Raw genomic sequence first — 17777 nt, forward strand, 5'->3', positions numbered from 1 at the left:
ACGAATAAAGAATGGTAATTTCGAATAACTCAACACCTGTGAGTGTCCACACAGATTTCTTGTTTCATCTTGTTAAAGAACGTTCGCCTCATACTGGAGTCCAGCGGGCTAGGGCTGCGTATTCTACGCTTTCCTTGGTTGGCGTCAAGTGATTTTTTAAAAAGTTTTTTAAGTGGTTACTTACTGCACATCAGTGCGTTAAGTCACAGCTAAAAACCTCATCTCACTTGCTGCCCTGACTCGTCTGTACATCGCTATGCAGCGCTGTTTGCCGTGTCAGTGGGAGCGCATTATAGGGAGCTGAACTTTTTACGCAAGTGCTTTTTGAAAGAAAATGACATTTTTATTACCGAGCGGCCATTTATCAGACGATACGCACAAAAAAGGGGCTAAAAGCCCCTTTTTTAGCGCTTTGCGCGCTGATACCAATGCACTACTGGCTGAAGAAACGTGACTCTTGGGTCGCTTCTATCGTTTTACCATCCGTTGTAGTCGATACTTTGAAGTTAACTTTCAGCATCGACCGAGACAGTTCGTATGGGTCGACCGCAACACTAATAGGTAACGTTAGAATCTCGCCACCTTTCATAGTGACTTGTTGCGGGCCATACCATTCATAGTTAGGTAACCCCTCAATCGTCAACTTATATTGGTGAGTCTGCTCGGTCTTGTTGAGCAGCTTTAACGTAAAGGTGTTCTCTACCAAACCTTGGTTATTTTCACGGAACAATTCATTACGGTCACGAATCACATCAATACGCACCGGAGCGATTGTTGCGCTGGCATAGATAAAGATAGTGATCATGGCTGCTAGCACTGCGCCATAGCCCACTAACTTAGGACGCAGTACTTTCTGCTTGATACCGTCGAGTTTGTTCTCGGTAGTATAAGCAATCAAGCCTTTGTCATACCCCATACGCTGCATCGTGGTATCACATGCGTCAATACAAGCACCACAGTTAATACATTCATATTGTAAGCCGTTACGAATATCGATACCCGTTGGACACACCTGAACACATAAGTCGCAGTCGATACAGTCACCGAGACCAAGGGCTTTAGGATCGGCTTTACGTGAACGTGGCCCGCGGGTTTCTCCGCGTTTGGCGTCGTAGCCCACAATAAAGGTGTTCTTATCAAACATCGCAGCTTGGAAACGTGCATAGGGGCACATATGGATGCACATAATTTCTCGCATCCATCCCGCGTTACCGTAAGTAGCAAAAGTAAACAGCACCACCCAGAAATAGATACCACCACTGGCATTGAGGGTGAACACGTCTCGATAAACTTCAGAAGTGGGCACGAAATACGACACAAAGGTCATGGCGGTTAACAAAGAGATGGCTATCCAGGCCGCGTGCTTTGCAGTTTTGCGCCATAACTTATTAAAACTCCATGGCATCTGGTCTAGCTTTATCCGTTTATTACGCGCACCTTCGAGTTTCTCTTCAAACCAAATAAAGATAAAGGTCCATACGGTTTGGGGACAGGTATAGCCACACCACACCCGACCTAAATAGGTGGTGACAAAAAAGAGCCCAAATGCGGCCACCATTAATAGTGCAGCGAGTAAAGTTAGATCTTGAGGCCAAATGGTCAACGCAAAAATATGAAACTTCTGCTCACCAAGGTTAAACCATACCGCTTGACGGTCTCCCCAGGGGATCCAAGGTAAGATAAGAAAGAACAACATCGCAACCCAACCTAAGCGTCTTCTTAGTTGAGTCCACACACCCTCTATCGCACGTACATATATTCGGTTTCGCGGGTTAAATCTATCTGCCTTACTCGCATCAGGCTGGTGAATCTTAATCCGTTCGGCCTTGGAAAAGTCTTTCTTGGAAGAATTTGAGGTCATCTTTATAGCCTTACAGCTTTAATAATGCATAAAAACTAGCTTATTATACTCACATATATCACATTTTGTTCACCAAAAACTGGGGTTAGATCACATGAAAGGCTGGATTATTTTAGCTATCGGAGTAGGCGTGCTCTATTACCTGGCAACCGAAACCAATGAGCTCGACAAGCCCATCGCGCAGACAGAAGCCTTATTGAGTCAAATCGAAACCAAAATCCATGCGATGACAGGAACACAAATCATCAAAGTCGACAATCGCATTAACAACCTCAAGGATGAAATTAGTGATCGTTTATCTAATGCAGAGCTTGTTGTATTAGATGCCATTCTCGCTTCAGAGCAAAGTGTCGCTGAGTACAAGCAGAGCTTTTGTGGTAGCAAAGCCCCAAGGCACGATGATCTCAGCCGAGATAATCAGCGTTTTATTTGCGATAAAATCAACTAAGCGCACTGCTTTTAGTTGAGACAATTGACCTAAGTAGAGAATAAGCCTAGCCTTTGCAGATTATGTTTTGATAATCATGTTAAGGGCTAGACTATGACTCAGCAGGTTTCCGATATATTTGATCCTACTTTATGGGAACAAGTATCTGAATTTGATTTTGAAGATATCACTTATCATAGAGCCAAAGATCAGGGCACGGTACGTATCGCCATTAACCGCCCTGACTGCCCCAACTCCTTTCGTCCCAAAACCGTTGATGAGTTGTACACAGCATTAGATCATGCAAGGCAATGGTCGGATGTAGGTTGTGTGCTGTTAACCGGTAATGGTCCTTCGGCAAAGGGGCAACATTCATTCTGTGCCGGCGGCGATCAACGCATTCGCGGTAAAGATGGCTATAAATATGAAGCTGAAGAAGCGGGTAAGCCTGATATCGCGCGTATGGGCCGATTACATATTTTGGAAGTACAACGTCTGATCCGCTTTATGCCCAAAGTCGTGATTGCGGTAGTACCTGGCTGGGCAGTGGGTGGAGGTCATAGCTTACATGTAGTGTGTGATTTGACTCTTGCCTCAAAGGAGCATGCGGTATTTAAGCAAACCGATCCAGATGTAGGTAGTTTCGACTCTGGCTATGGCAGTGCTTACTTAGCTAAGATGATCGGTCAAAAACGCGCTCGCGAGATTTTCTTCCTTGGCTTTAATTACAGTGCTGAAGAAGCATTTGATATGGGTATGGTTAATCGTGCCATTCCTCATGCTGATCTAGAAACTGAAGCGCTTGCTTGGGCAAAAGAGATTAATAGCAAGTCACCTACCGCGATGCGTATGCTCAAATATGGCTTTAATTTGCCTGATGATGGTTTAGTCGGACAACAACTGTTTGCCGGCGAAGCGACTCGACTAGCTTATGGCACCGATGAAGCCCAGGAAGGTCGGGATGCATTTCTAGAGAAGCGCGATCAAGACTTTGGAAAATTCCCTTGGCACTACTAAGCCATTAGTTCGCCACCATAGAAAGTCAAATACGCCTGCCAATGCAGGCGTATTTATTTCATCGACCTGAGCCAATCGAATCTATCTATTAATGCTATCGGCACGCTATTAGTCTTTGCCTATTTACAACCCAAATGATAATGATTATCATTTGCAGCATATTCATTAGGAGATAACGGTCATGGCTAAAACACTTACCTTTGCTATATTACATTTCGGTGTTGCATTCACCATCACTTATTTATTAACTGGTAGCGTTGTGATCGGCGGTGCAGTGGCGCTAATTGAGCCCGCTATCAATACCGTTGTATTCTATTTCCATGAAAAAGTATGGAAGCGGTTTGAGAACAAACAAAAACTAAAGCCGTTAGCCGCCTAAATGTGTGCTTGTGCTTGCTGCACATAAGTGTTCAAAAAACAATCAACCACACTTATGTCATAAAAGGTTCATAAAAGGTTTGCTTTCACAATAATAAACTGACTTATTCACAGCCCACCAACGCGTGAGCTTAAGTGAAGATTAATTTGAAATGAACTGCATCGCCAAACACCTAAACCCATTAAACAGCATTAGCCAATAAGTCGCTATTGTACTTATATCAGCGGCTATCCGACTTGTTTTAAGAAATCTTTACTTGCATTTCTAGCAGAAACTCCACCTTTTTGAGTTATCCACATCCTGTAAATCTTTTGCGCTAACTTCATCACACTAGTCACGCGACAACAAAAAACCATCGTAACCAAACTGTCATATTCATCTGTCTTAATGCGCTGGCTTTCAAATTGTTGAAGCAGATAACACCCTCTATAACCATTTTAAGTGGAACTTGTAATGAAGAAAGTAATTGGTTTACTTACAGCTGTTGGTTTAATGGCAACCCCGCTTGTACAAGCAAGCACTGTAACAGTATCTGGCTCAACTTCTGTAGCACATGTGATGGAAGTATTAGCTGAAAATTATCAAAACAGCGCCAACAAGAATGTGGAAGTGCAAAGCACTGGCTCATCAGCAGGCATCCGCGCAGCTAAAGATGGCACCAGCATGCTTGGTATGTCATCACGTAATGTAAAAGATAACGAACTCACTAGCGATATCAAAGAAGTCGTCATCGCTCGTGATGGTATTGCAGCAGCAGTTAACAATGCCAACCCAGTTAAGAACCTAACTCAAGAACAAATCGCCAAGATTTACCGTGGTGAGATTAAAAACTGGAGCGAAGTAGGCGGTGAAGCACGCCCTATCGTTGTAGTAACTCGTGAAGCAGGTTCTGGTACTCGCGGTGCATTTGAAGAGATTATGAAGCTACAACGCACTGTAAACGGCCATAAAGTGACAGCAATTTCACCTACGGCACAAGTGGGTAACGGTAACGGCATGATCAAAACTATCGTAGCTAACAACCCTTACGCTATTGGCTATATCTCACTAGGTAGTGTTGATGATTCACTGCGCGCCATCGATGTAGACGGTGTTGCAGCAAGCGATACCAACATTGCAGCCGGTGACTATAAAATTGCACGTCCATTTATTGTATTAATGGATAAGTCAGCACCAGACAGTGCCAAGCAATTCATCGACTACATCATGTCTAACGACGGTCAAAGCATTGTCGCAGCTGAAGGCTACATTCGCGTTCAGTAATAGGCTTTTCCAGAACGGCAGTGATTGCTCCATCACTGCCGTTTTGCACTTTTTATAATCGGTAAGACATTGAGGCACAGTGATGGATACGGCAACAAAGATCCGCACAGCAAATATTAAAATTAAACCCAATAAAAGCTTTGACCCTATCGGCATGGCTTTTCATGCGTTATTCCTATGTAGCGCGATGGTTGGGGTGATCTCGGTCGCCACAATCGGTTGGTTTGTTTTTCAAGAAGGTTTACCTGCATTTTCAGAAGCAGGCGTCGTTAATTTAATCACCGGACGCGAGTGGCTACCACCAGCACTATACGGCATCTTCCCGATGATTGTTGCATCACTCATATCGACCTTAGGTGCGGTTATGATTGGTGTGCCCATTGCTATATTAACAGCAGTGTTCCTTGCAGAGCTGGCCCCAAAGTGGTTGGCAAATATTGTTAGACCTGCCGTAGAACTACTTGCAGGCATTCCCTCTGTTGTCTATGGCTTCTTTGGCTTGGTCATTATCGTACCCGCCATCGAGACACTATTTAATATCCCCGCTGGTAACACAGTACTGGCGGGTATCATCGTATTGGCAATTATGATTTTGCCAACCGTAATTACGATTTCAGAAACTTCCATTCGCGCACTACCGGCCACTTACAAAGAAGGCGCGTTAGCACTGGGTGCATCGCATATTTACAGTATTTTTAAGGTACTGGTTCCGGCAGCGAAAAGCGGTATTTTAACAGGTGTTGCGCTGGGTATTGCCCGCGCCATTGGTGAAACCATGGCCATTATTATGGTAATGGGTAACGCGCCAGCTATGCCTGGGTCACTACTTGAACCGGCACGTACCTTAACCGCCAATATTGCAATGGAAATGGCCTACGCAACGGGCATTCACGCAAGCGCGCTTTATTCTACTGGCATAGTGTTACTGGCTTTCATTGTATTGCTGAATGCTAGCCTACTGTATGTGAACAGAACACGAGCATAATCATGAGATTAACTAGAGATAATCAAGACAGGCTAATGCTTGTCGCCATCTGGGGCGCTGCCGCAACAACGATTATGTTTTTGCTGTGGGTTGTCTGGCATATTTTAAGTAATGGCCTAGCCCATGTGACTTGGGACTTTATTACTGGTGCCTATACACGTATTGGTGAAGCTTCAGGTATTTGGGCGATGATTGTATCGACTGTGTACATGGTACTGTTGTCGCTGGCAATTGCTGCACCTATTGGCATCATGACCGCCATCTACCTGACCGAGTACGCCAAGCCTGGCAGCAGCGTTGTAAAGATGATTCGCTTCTGCATTGAGTCATTAGCGGGTATTCCATCTATCGTCTATGGCTTATTTGGTATGACTTTCTTCGTCACTACCTTGGGATTGGGCTTTTCAATATTGTCAGGCTCGTTAACCCTAGCCATGTTGATATTACCTGTACTTATCCGTACCACCGAAGAAGCCCTGCTTGCAGTACCACTGAGCTACCGTGAAGGTGGTTATGCACTTGGCGCCTCAAAAATCTATACCATTTGGCGTCTAATTTTACCCAGCGCCATGCCTGGCATCGTAACGTCCGTCATCTTAAGTACCGGGCGAGTGATTGGTGAATCTGCCCCAGTATTCTTAACTGCAGGTATGGTGACCCAAATACCAGAATCGGTACTGGAATCAGGTCGAACCCTAACGGTCCACCTATACAAACTTACACAAGAGCTATTTACCCAATATGAATGGGATCAAGCCTACGCAACTGCAACTGTATTGATTGTGTTAGTGCTAGTGCTCAACATGGCAACGAAATTCATTGCCAGTAAATTTAACAAAGCCTCTCATTAAGGTCAGTAACCATGAATAAATTAGCCGTTAATAATCTCAATCTTTTTTATGGTGACAACCACGCCCTAAAAGATATCTCTTTGCCTATCCCAGCCAAACAGGTCACTGCTTTAATTGGCCCTTCTGGGTGTGGTAAGTCGACGCTATTGCGTACACTGAACCGCATGAACGACCTAGTTGAAGGCGTGAAAATTACCGGTGAAGTGGCCTTTGAAGGTGACGATATCTATCGTGACGTCGATGTGAAGCAACTACGGATGCGGGTTGGCATGGTGTTTCAAAAACCAAACCCATTTCCAATGAGCATCTATGAAAATGTTGCTTTCGGCCTGAAAGCACAAGGGATCAAAGATAAAAAAGTGCTCGACGCCGCCGTTGAAGAATCTCTACGCAGCGCCGCATTATGGGATGAAGTTAAAGACCGCCTTGATGCACCGGGCCAAGGCCTATCTGGTGGTCAACAACAACGTTTATGTATCGCACGTACCATCGCCATGAAGCCAGAAGTCATCTTGATGGATGAGCCTACAAGCGCGTTGGATCCCATTGCGACCCATAAGATTGAAGATCTAATGGATGAACTGCGTAAGAAGTTCACTATTGTTATTGTGACTCACTCAATGAATCAGGCGAAGCGTATTTCAGATAAGACAGCATTTTTCTGGATGGGAGAGCTTGTAGAACATGGTGAAACCACACAAATATTCAATCAACCACAAGATCAGCGCACGCAAGGTTATGTCAGTGGTGAGTTTGGTTAACTAAACGCTATAAGCAGTTGTAGTATCACTATCACCAATAGGATGCCACTAACGCCCTGCCAAAAACGAACCGGATCACGCACCAGCAATGGTGCGTTTTCTGTTTCTGTCAGTACCGCTTGATTTGGCGTCGACAGATCAGCCACCAGCTCTGACATACTGGTATACCGCTCTCTATTGTCTGGATGACAAGCCCGCTTGATAACCTGATCAACCCAAAAAGGGACATCTTGACGATGTCTGCTGAGCGGTTGATATTGCCAGTCATAGGCTTGGCGACTGGATTGGTAAGTCACACTGCGCTTTTTAAATGGCCGCTCACCACTAAGCATTTCATACAGTATCACCCCCATAGAGAAAATATCTGACTGGTGATCGGCACGGCCATCAATGTACTCAGGTGCAATATAGCCTAAATCACCCAGTGGAATAGCATCTGCCGGAGATTCACTATCTGCAAGCCCTTGCGCATCGGCTGCACCATAATCAAGCAACACGATCTCGCCGCTGGGCGTCAGCATCATGTTTTCTGGTTTCAGATCCCGATGAGTGACCCCAATTCGCTGCAAGGCTCGCACGGCTGCCGCCATCGCAGAAAAGACGTTTCTAACTTCAGTTAACGTGGGTTTAGGGTGGTCAAACATCCATTGCCGCAAGGTAATACCAGGCACAAACTGACATAAATGATAAAGAAAACGAGATTCTTGCGGATAAATACGCATTAGCAAAGGTGAACTGGTTCGCTCACCAATCCACTGCTCGCGAATAAATGCTTTGCGATAATCAAGATCATCTTGATAACTGAGTGACGGCACTTTCATCAAATAGGTTTGTTGATACCGCGGAGATTTAACCGCATAAATATGACTTCGACTGCCGCTGTAGAGTATTTTTTCAACCCGCCATTGATCGATACTTTGTCCCTGCTCCAGAACAGGCGGAATAACTCGATGTAACAGTTGCTGATTTAGCTCGCTAATGTCTGCATAAGGTAGCGTATTAACTTTAACCAATAGGCAACTAAGGTTGTCATTGCTGCCGGCCATGGCCGCTTGCGCAACAATGTCGTTGGCGCACTGTTCAAGATCGGTTTGTTGCGACAATAACTCACCAAGCTGAGTATTAGATAGCCAATCATGTACACCATCGGTACTTAACAGGTAAATATCATCACGCTGCAGCTCATGGGTTTGATAGTCGACCTCAACTTGACTATCAATCCCCAGCGCTCGGGTAAGAAAACCTTTATCACCCAATCCCTGGCGGCAATGGTCTTTGGTTATTTGCAACAACTTACCCTGGCGATAACGATATATTCGCGAATCGCCTACATGTAAAAAATGTGCTGTGGCCGACTTGAATACCACAGCACTAAACGTTGATACGAAGCCATTATGACGTAACTGTGATTGTTGAGAATGATGATACAGCCAACGGTTGAGCGAGCTTAACACTCGCGATACCGCCTGCTTAACTCCCCAAGTATCTGGCGTTGCATAATAGTCTTCAATAAATTGGGTAACACAAGTTTGGCTTGCTTGCTGGCCATGCTGACTGCAGCTGACACCATCGGCAATACAAGCACTGGCGCCTTTATGATTAAGCTGCGCAACACGGGTGGGTTTATGAGCCGCAAAAGCATCCTGGTTGTGCTCACGTACACCGGCACGAGAGCAGCCACCAAAACTGACATCTAGCTGATTTTCACTGACTAAACTCGGCTGCTTTTGCGTCATCATTAACCTTCACTAGTGATGTGAAACTTGAATCAGTTCAACACTACCATCTTCATTCACTTCTGCAATTTGACCTTTAGGCTCTTCCATAAACAGTAAGATAATAAAGCCAAGTACAGCGGTCGCTGAAATCACATAGAAGAAAGTACTGTAGTCGACAAATGACAACACCGTTAGGTAACATACCGCTCCCACGTTACCGTAAGCACCTGTCATGCCAGCAATTTGCCCAGTCATACGGCGTTTAATTAATGGTACCGTGGCAAACACCGCGCCCTCTCCAGATTGCACGAAGAATGAACACACCATTGCTGCAGCGACTGCGACCCAAACAGGCCATTCACTGTTAACTTGTCCCATCAAGAAATAACCTGCCGCCAATCCTGCTGTGAGAATCAATAGCGTCGGCTTACGACCAAATTTATCAGAAATCCAACCACCGCCAGGACGAGACATGAGGTTCATAAAGGCATAGGCCGACGCGACCATACCGGCTAACACAGGCGATAAGGTAAAGGTTTCGGCGAAAAACAACGGTAACATCGACACCACTGCCAGCTCTGAACCAAACGTGGCAAAGTACAACACATTAAGTACCGCAACCTGCTTAAACTTGTAACGATGAACTTCAGGCACCGGCTGGGTAAAGATGTACTTATTCACTTTCCACACTTGTGACACTTCGTACAAATAAAGTAAGGCTAAGCCAAGGTAGATGAAGTTAACTGCCATCTCACTAAGCATCGAAACGCCACTCGGAGACAGCTTCCATGCTAACAATGCCAAAGCGCCGTACATTGGTAATTTCATCAGTAACAATAGGTAAAAATCACCTTTAGAAGTGACTTCCATTGCAGTTAAGTTTTTAGGCTTGAAATAGGTCGCGCCTTTAAGGGTATCTTCAACATTGGCATAAAACACAAACGAGAACACTAGGCTCACTAGACCGGTAATCGCCATCGCATAGCGCCAGCCATCATCACCGCCAAACATCAAGGCTACAGTGGGCAGTGTAAAAGCGGCTGCCGCAGAACCGAAGTTACCCCAGCCCCCGTATATACCCTCAGCAGTACCTAGCTGGTTGTGGGGAAACCACTCTGAAACCAGACGAATACCAATGACAAAACCCGCACCAATAAAGCCCAGTAAGAAACGAGCTATAGCAGCTTGGGTAAAGGTGTCGGCCAGTGCAAAAGCAAAACAGGGTAAGGAACAGATGGCCAATAATGCCGAATACACAACACGTGGACCAAACCGGTCAGTTAGCATGCCGATGATCACCCGCGCCGGAATAGTAAAAGCGACGTTAAGGATCAACAGGGTTTTTATTTCTGCCGTTGTTAAGCCTAAGGTCTCTTTGACCGATTGCAGCAAAGGTGCAAAGTTAAACCACACCACAAAAGTGATGAAGAAAGCCATCCAGCTAAGGTGTAACACCTTCATTTTTCCACTGAATGACAGCAGGTTAAAGCGGTTATCCGTGCTCATAAGTTCTCCGTTAGATGCCAAGTTACCTACTCAATAGGCCGCAAGAAGCTAGGCCGCTTGCGTAGCAGCATTAAATTAATAAAAGGGTTAACTAGGGCTGCCAGTAGGCAACCCACATCAATCTAGGCTGCGCTTAGCAGCTGTATCTGTTCACCTGCGTACCGCACAGGGTAGGTTTTCAGTTTGTATTGCGGTAATTGCAAACAACTGCCGGTATCTAAACAAAAATGCTGTTTATAAAGTGGCGACGCGACAACCACTTGTCCGGCAACGCACCCCATAATGCCCCGCGATAGCACATTGGCTTGGCCGATGGGGTCGTAGTTAGATACGGCATAGAGCTCATCGGTGCTACGGCAGCGAAATATCGCCACTTGCTCGTTGTCTACTAACGCACACACACCTGTTCCGGCTACCACGTCATTGCGATGACACACATCAATCCAATTACTCATATCGCCTCCTAATCAACCAGCTCTACTATTTTAATCTGCTCCGCTTGGGGCTTCTCTCTCGGTACCCGTTGCTCACGCTCTCGAGAAAATGCCAAGCCATCATCGCCTAATTCACTATTAATAAAGTGTTGGAAACGCTTGAGCTTTTCAGGACTTTCTAAGGTAGTTTTCCACTCGCACTGATATTGCGCGATACAGTGAGCCATTTCCGACTCTAGCTCAGCCGCTAAGCCCAGTTTGTCGTCAATCACCACCTCTTTAAGGTAATCCAGACCGCCAGGTAAATTTTCCAACCACACCGAGGTACGCTGTAAGCGCTCGGCACTGCGGATATAGAACATCAAGAAGCGATCGACATATTGAATCAGCGTTTGGTCATCAAGATCAGATGCAAACAGATCGGCATGGCGAGGACGCATGCCGCCATTACCGCCGACATATAAATTCCAACCATTTTCGGTGGCGATAATTCCCACATCTTTTGACTGTGCTTCGGCGCATTCACGGGTACAACCAGATACCGCAAACTTCAATTTGTGAGGTGAGCGTAACCCTTTATATCGGTTCTCTATATTAATCGCGAAACCTAGGCTGTCATTGACACCATAACGACACCAGCTATCACCCACACACGACTTAACAGTACGCACAGACTTACCGTAGGCGTGGCCAGTTTCAAAGCCAGCATCAACAAGGCGGCGCCATATTTGTGGTAACTCATGCAGTTGTGCCCCAAACAGGTCAATACGTTGACCGCCGGTAATTTTGGTATAAAGGTCAAAATCCTTAGCCACTTCACCGAGTACAATCAGCTTGTCTGGCGTCACTTCGCCACCAGCAATTCTTGGCACAACCGAGTAAGTCCCGTCTTTTTGCATGTTGCCTAGGTACACATCATTAGTATCTTGCAGACCAATGTGCGGTTCCTCTAACACATAGTCATTCCAGAACGAAGCCAGAATCGATCCAATGGTGGGTTTACAGACCTCACAACCTAAACCTTTACCATGGCTGGCCAGCAGCTCATCAAAGGTTTTTATCTTTTTAATGCGGACGATATCAGCAAGCTCTGGGCGAGTATAAGCAAAGTGTTCACATAAGCTGTTATCAACTTCGTGCCCCAGTGCGGCTAACTCACAATCCATCACCTGTTTCACCAATGCACTACAGCCACCGCAGCCGGTAGACGCTTTGGTACAACTTTTAATGGCGGCCATATCGGTCGCCCCATCAGCGACCGCAGCAACAATGTCGCCTTTAGTGACGTCAAAACATGAACACAACTGCGCTGATTCAGGCAAAGCCTCTACACCAACACCTTGGCTCGCCTCACCGTCAACATTAGGCAAAATCAAGGCCGATGGATGATCGGGTAGCGGCATGTCATTGAGCATCATTTGCAGTAATTGACCATAGGCATCAACATCACCCACTAACACTGCACCTAAGACTCTATCGCCGGCCTCATTAACGATAAGGCGTTTATATACTTGGGCAACTTCATCATGAAAAGTATAAGACTGGGCGCCTGGAGTTTGGCCATGCGCGTCACCAATACTGGCTACATCTAACCCAAGTAGCTTTAGCTTGGTACTCATATCGGCACCGGTAAATTGCTGTGACTCGCCACAAATGTGACTGGCTGCAGCCGCTGCCATGGCATACCCTGGTGCCACTAAACCAAAAATTCGTCCTTGCCATAATGCGCATTCACCAATGGCATAAATATCTTCATCACTCGTTTGGCAAGTATCATTAATCACAATACCGCCACGCTCACCCACGGTAATACCGCACTGACGCGCTAGCTCGTCTTGAGGTCGAATGCCGGCAGAGAAAACAATCATGTCGGTTTCTAAGTGGCTACCATCAGCAAAATTCAAGCGATAACGACTTTGACTACCAGCAACAATTTCCGTGGTGGCTTTTTCGGTATGAACGCTAACCCCTAAATCTTCGATTTGGTGGCGCAGTAAATTAGCGCCACCCTCGTCAAGTTGCACCGCCATCAGCCTAGGGGCAAACTCAACGACATGGGTTTCTAAACCTAAATTTTTAAGAGCATTAGCCGCTTCCAGACCTAGTAACCCCCCACCAATAACAACCCCTTTATCACTGTGACAACTCGATTCTGTGATGGCTTCTAAATCATCAATAGTGCGATACACCAAACAATGTTCCGCATCACCACCAGGAATAGGTGGCACAAAGGGGTAAGAGCCTGTCGCAAGCACCAATTTGTCGTAGCGTACCTGTTGACCACTGGCTGTCATCACAAGGTGCCCGTCGCAATCAATGTCGGTGACTTTGTCACTCAGTAAAAACTTAACGCCATGTTGCTGATAGTAACTTTCATCGGTCAAGGCCAAGTCTTCAGCGGTTTTGCCACTAAAATAAGCACTAAGCTGCACTCGATCATATGCCAGTCTCGACTCTTCTGAAAACGTCATTAAATCAAATTGATCAATCTTGCTCTGCGCTAACATGTTGTCGATAAATTTGTGACCAACCATGCCGTTGCCCACCACTAAAATTGAAGTTTTTTGCATCTTTATTCTCCCCAGAATAAGGTTAAGCGCTAAGGCGCGTGGTGGTGGAAGCTGTGGTTTGATTAATTTGTTGTTCAAACCAGCTGAGCTGCTGGGCAAGGTCAACAACCTTACCCACCACAATCAAGGTGGGTGACTGCAATTGATGCTGCGTCACCAATTGCGGCAACTGTGATAATTGGCCGCTGACAATTCGCTGCTGCGTGGTACAGCCTCGCTCAATTAACGCAACTGGCGTTTGACCATCAAGCCCTGCGCTTTGCAGCTCTGTACTGATCATCTCGCTTTTGCTTAATCCCATATAGAACACTAAGGTGTGGTCGAGCAACGCCAGCCCCTGCCAGTTGACCTGCAGATCGGTTTCGGCATGAGCGGTGACAAAGGTGCAGCCTTGAGAAACGCCGCGATGTGTCAAGGGAATCCCCGCATAGGCGGTGCAACCAGCACCGGCGGTGATACCCGGAATAATCTGTACGTCGATGCCTTGCTGTTTTAAACTCAGCACTTCTTCGCCACCACGGCCAAAAACAAAAGCATCGCCACCTTTTAAGCGGCAGATATTCTTACCTTGTAAGGCTTTTTCAACCAGCAGCTCATTGATACGAGACTGCTCGACACTGTGCCTATTTTTCGCCTTGCCCACGTATAAGGCCGGAGTGGTACTTGGAAACAGGGCGCAGATTTCAGCACTGACCAATCTGTCGTAGATAATCAGGTCTGCTTGTTCAATGCAGCGCAGTGCTTTTACCGTCAATAAATCCGGATCTCCCGGCCCTGCACCCACTAAACTGACACAGCCTTTAGCCGTTGATGTTGTCTCTTTACTACTGAATCTGAGTACACTCTGTTTTGCTTGGTTCGCTGACTTGGCCATATTGAGCGCCTCTACATTACTGAATTAATTGTCTGAACAAAATTCAGCAAAGGTGGTGCCAATCTTTACAAAAGCGCAACAAGAATATTTTAAAAACATTTAATATTAAGAACTTAACAACAAACAACGCAAAGTAAAAAAATAAAAGTGTTGATTTTAGCCAGCTAGAGATACCAAGTAGTCGCACCTTGTTAGTGCAAACAAAGATCAAAACAGGGCGCCGAAGCTATATTGCTGAAATTAAACGATTACACCGTATACCTATAAAGAGGTATATTGAAAAACCTAAAAAAATAAACCGCTGTTTTTTAAGGGTTTAAATCAGACTTACAACAACAAAAACGCCTCTGGCCTAAACCTTGCTAAATAACCTAAACCTAGACAAGAAAGGCTGTAATTGCGATGAGTCAAAACCCAAGTAGTCCATGGATAAAATCAACCTGTGCTTATTGCGGCGTTGGTTGCGGTATTGAAGCTAAACCACAACGTGATGGCACACTTAGTGTCCGTGGTGACAATGACCATCCTGCAAATTGGGGAAAGCTATGCTCGAAAGGAATGGCTTTAGGCGAAACAGTGACAACTACCGGCAGATTGCTACAGCCACACATAGCCGGAAATCAATGTGATTGGTCTCAGGCAATCGCAACAGTCGCAAATCAATTTACCAAGACCATTGCTGAACATGGTCCTGACTCTGTGGCTTTTTATCTGTCAGGACAATTACTCACTGAAGACTATTACGTCGCCAATAAACTCATGAAGGGCTTTATTGGCAGCGGTAATGTGGATACCAACTCACGCCTATGTATGTCATCTAGTGTTGCAGGTCATAAACGCGCATTTGGCAATGATAGTGTTCCTGGTTGTTATCAAGATCTAGAAAGCGCCGATGCAATTGTGCTGGTGGGCTCAAACCTAGCTTGGTGTCATCCCATTTTATTTCAGCGTATAAAACAAGCCAAACAGCAACATCCCAACAAAAAGCTGATTATTATCGACCCACGCGCCACCGCAAGTAGCGCGGATGCAGACTTACACTTGGCCATAAAACCGGGTAGCGATGTTTTACTATTTAACGGACTTTTTAAGTATTTACATGACCATGGCCACACAAACAGTGACTATATCAACCAGCATACTCAAGGTTTTGCTGCAAACTTAGCATCAGTGGCAGATCTGGGCGATCTACAAGCGCTTAGTCAACAGCTGCAAATTAGCCAAGCCGACCTACTGACATTTTACCAAACCTTTGCCAATACAGATAAGGTCACGACGCTGTATTCTCAGGGGGTCAATCAATCCAGCCAAGGGACAGATAAGGTTAATAGCATCATTAACTGCCATTTGATCACCGCAAAGGTTGGCCGTAGCGGCGCCAACCCTTTTTCTATTACCGGCCAACCCAATGCGATGGGCGGACGGGAAGTGGGCGGGTTAGCCAATACCCTTGCGGCACACCTTGAGTTTAACAATGACAAGCACCAGCAACTGGTCAGTGAGTTTTGGCAAACAGACAACCTGGCAACACGGCCAGGACTGAAAGCGGTAGAGATGTTTGATGCCATCGCTAAGGGCAAAATAAAAGCGGTATGGATAATGGCGACCAACCCAGCTGTCAGCTTGCCCGATAGCGACTTTATCCAACAAGCATTGGCTCAGTGTCCGTTTGTTGTCGTCTCCGATTGCATTGCCAATACCGATACCGGCAAACTTGCAGATGTGCAATTGCCCGCCCAAGGGTGGTCAGAAAAGTCTGGTACGGTCACCAATTCTGAACGACGTATTTCCAGACAGCGACGCCTAACAGTATCCCCCGGTGAAGCACGACCAGATTGGTGGATAATAACTGAAGTAGCAAAAAAGATGGGCTTTGCTCAGGCTTTCAGTTATCGCCATGAAGCCGATATTTTTAGAGAGTATGCCGCACTCACAGCTGCTGCTCACCGAGCATTTAATACCGACTTAAACCTATCGGGGCTTGCTGAAATCAATGACCATCAATACAGCAACATGCCACCACAGCAATGGCCTGTAACCCACCTACAAACAGAAGTGAGCCATCAACACTTGCTTAGCGACGGCCAATTCTACACCGCCAATGGCAAAGCCAATATCATTCCCGTGCGCCATATCCCCTCACCTCAAGCTGTGACTAAACGCTATCCACTGTTACTGAACAATGGTCGAATTCGCGATCAATGGCATACAATGACCCGCACTGGTTTATCGGTTACCTTGAGTAGCCATCAAGCTGAACCTTTGTTGTTAATCAACCCCGCTGATGCGGCAAGCTATCACTTAACTGAGGGCATGATCGCCCAAATTAACAGCCACCAAAGCCAACGTGCAGTCATGATGCGCGTCAGCCTTAGCAATCAAGTTAGTCCGGGACAGGTTTTTGCCCCCATTCACTGGAACAACAGTAATTCGGCGGCCGCAAAGATCGCCACATTGGGTCAATCAATTACCGACCCAGTTTCTGGCCAACCGGAAATGAAGCACACACCGGTGGCCATTACACCCTTTGTAAGTCGCAGTCAGGCCATATTGATCTCTCGACAACCGCTAGTCTTTGCCAACTTGCCCGACAGTCCCGAATATTGGATTCAACAAACCATTGCCGGCGGCTATCGCTACATGATGGCCAGCAGTGTTGATGTGGCAGCCCTGTGTGAGAATTTACGCCAGCTGCAGCCGCAAAGCAGCAGTGCGCAACAAAGCATGCAACAAAGTGAGCAACAGGTTCGCTTTATTATGACCGATCAACAGCGTATCGAATTCGCCTTTACTTGCGCCACGGACCTTGATGTCAGTCAATACGATTGGTTTAGCCTGTTATTAACACAAACATCAACTGCACCAGAAAAGCTGCAGCAATCGCTAAGCAGTGTGTTGAGCGACCAGCCGCAGGGTGAACTTTGCCATGGCAAGATTGTGTGTGCTTGTAAGCAGGTAGGGATTAATCAAATTCATGATGCCATAGCCGATCAGCAACTTAGCGATGTGGCAGGTATCAGTCGCTGCACCCAAGCTGGCACGGGTTGTGGTAGCTGCGTGTCAGAACTGCAACAAATATTGGCAGAGCAACACAGCAAAGTAAGTGCTTACTAATCGCGAGACACCCACTT

Annotated in this window: 14 protein-coding genes; 8 read left to right on the forward strand and 6 right to left on the reverse strand. The window is 46.1% G+C overall.

The window, feature by feature from the left end:
* Window positions 1–433: 433 nt before the first annotated feature.
* Entirely contained in the window at window positions 434–1861 is a 1428-nt protein-coding gene (gene ccoG, locus L865_RS0116055) for a cytochrome c oxidase accessory protein CcoG (protein WP_028774171.1), read from the reverse strand.
* Between the two features lie 94 nt (window positions 1862–1955).
* On the opposite strand from ccoG, the gene L865_RS0116060 reads away from it, so the two are divergent.
* From L865_RS0116060 to pstB, 7 genes are all read left to right on the forward strand, one after another.
* Entirely contained in the window at window positions 1956–2309 is a 354-nt protein-coding gene (locus tag L865_RS0116060; protein WP_028774172.1) for a hypothetical protein, read from the forward strand.
* A 93-nt stretch (window positions 2310–2402) separates the two neighbouring features.
* Complete coding sequence (locus tag L865_RS0116065) at window positions 2403–3305, forward strand: 1,4-dihydroxy-2-naphthoyl-CoA synthase (RefSeq protein WP_028774173.1); 903 nt, start codon at window positions 2403–2405, stop codon at window positions 3303–3305.
* A gap of 181 nt (window positions 3306–3486) precedes the next feature.
* A complete protein-coding gene (locus tag L865_RS0116070) occupies window positions 3487–3684 on the forward strand; it encodes a DUF2061 domain-containing protein (RefSeq protein ID WP_028774174.1) in 198 nt (65 codons plus the stop codon).
* A gap of 453 nt (window positions 3685–4137) precedes the next feature.
* Window positions 4138–4947 (forward strand): phosphate ABC transporter substrate-binding protein, encoded by an 810-nt coding sequence (locus L865_RS0116075; RefSeq protein WP_028774175.1) that lies wholly within the window; start codon window positions 4138–4140, stop codon window positions 4945–4947.
* 82 nt (window positions 4948–5029) lie between these two features.
* Window positions 5030–5932: a phosphate ABC transporter permease subunit PstC gene (pstC, locus tag L865_RS0116080; protein ID WP_028774176.1), complete on the forward strand. Its 903-nt coding sequence runs from the start codon at window positions 5030–5032 to the stop codon at window positions 5930–5932.
* 2 nt (window positions 5933–5934) lie between these two features.
* A complete protein-coding gene (pstA, locus tag L865_RS0116085) occupies window positions 5935–6783 on the forward strand; it encodes a phosphate ABC transporter permease PstA (RefSeq protein ID WP_037471380.1) in 849 nt (282 codons plus the stop codon).
* Between the two features lie 11 nt (window positions 6784–6794).
* Window positions 6795–7544: a phosphate ABC transporter ATP-binding protein PstB gene (pstB, locus tag L865_RS0116090; RefSeq protein WP_028774178.1), complete on the forward strand. Its 750-nt coding sequence runs from the start codon at window positions 6795–6797 to the stop codon at window positions 7542–7544.
* Here pstB and L865_RS0116095 read toward each other — a convergent pair.
* From L865_RS0116095 to cobA, 5 genes are all read right to left on the reverse strand, one after another.
* Window positions 7541–9280 (reverse strand): bifunctional protein-serine/threonine kinase/phosphatase, encoded by a 1740-nt coding sequence (locus tag L865_RS0116095; RefSeq protein ID WP_028774179.1) that lies wholly within the window; start codon window positions 9278–9280, stop codon window positions 7541–7543. The genes pstB and L865_RS0116095 overlap by 4 nt on opposite strands.
* A 12-nt stretch (window positions 9281–9292) precedes the next feature.
* On the reverse strand, window positions 9293–10768 hold the full coding sequence (locus L865_RS0116100; RefSeq protein ID WP_028774180.1) for a NarK family nitrate/nitrite MFS transporter: 1476 nt from the start codon (window positions 10766–10768) through the stop codon (window positions 9293–9295).
* Between the two features lie 122 nt (window positions 10769–10890).
* Window positions 10891–11223, reverse strand: a complete 333-nt coding sequence (gene nirD / locus L865_RS0116105; protein ID WP_028774181.1) for a nitrite reductase small subunit NirD — start codon at window positions 11221–11223, stop codon at window positions 10891–10893.
* 8 nt (window positions 11224–11231) lie between these two features.
* Window positions 11232–13772, reverse strand: coding sequence for a nitrite reductase large subunit NirB (gene nirB / locus L865_RS0116110; protein WP_028774182.1), 2541 nt, complete (start codon window positions 13770–13772; stop codon window positions 11232–11234).
* Window positions 13773–13794: 22 nt separating this feature from the next.
* Window positions 13795–14646: a uroporphyrinogen-III C-methyltransferase gene (cobA, locus tag L865_RS24040; RefSeq protein ID WP_051484657.1), complete on the reverse strand. Its 852-nt coding sequence runs from the start codon at window positions 14644–14646 to the stop codon at window positions 13795–13797.
* Window positions 14647–15048: 402 nt separating this feature from the next.
* On the opposite strand from cobA, the gene L865_RS0116120 reads away from it, so the two are divergent.
* Entirely contained in the window at window positions 15049–17760 is a 2712-nt protein-coding gene (locus L865_RS0116120) for a nitrate reductase (RefSeq protein ID WP_028774183.1), read from the forward strand.
* Window positions 17761–17777: the final 17 nt, after the last annotated feature.

The organism is Shewanella waksmanii ATCC BAA-643 (assembly GCF_000518805.1).
Taxonomy (GTDB): Bacteria; Pseudomonadota; Gammaproteobacteria; order Enterobacterales; family Shewanellaceae; genus Shewanella; species Shewanella waksmanii.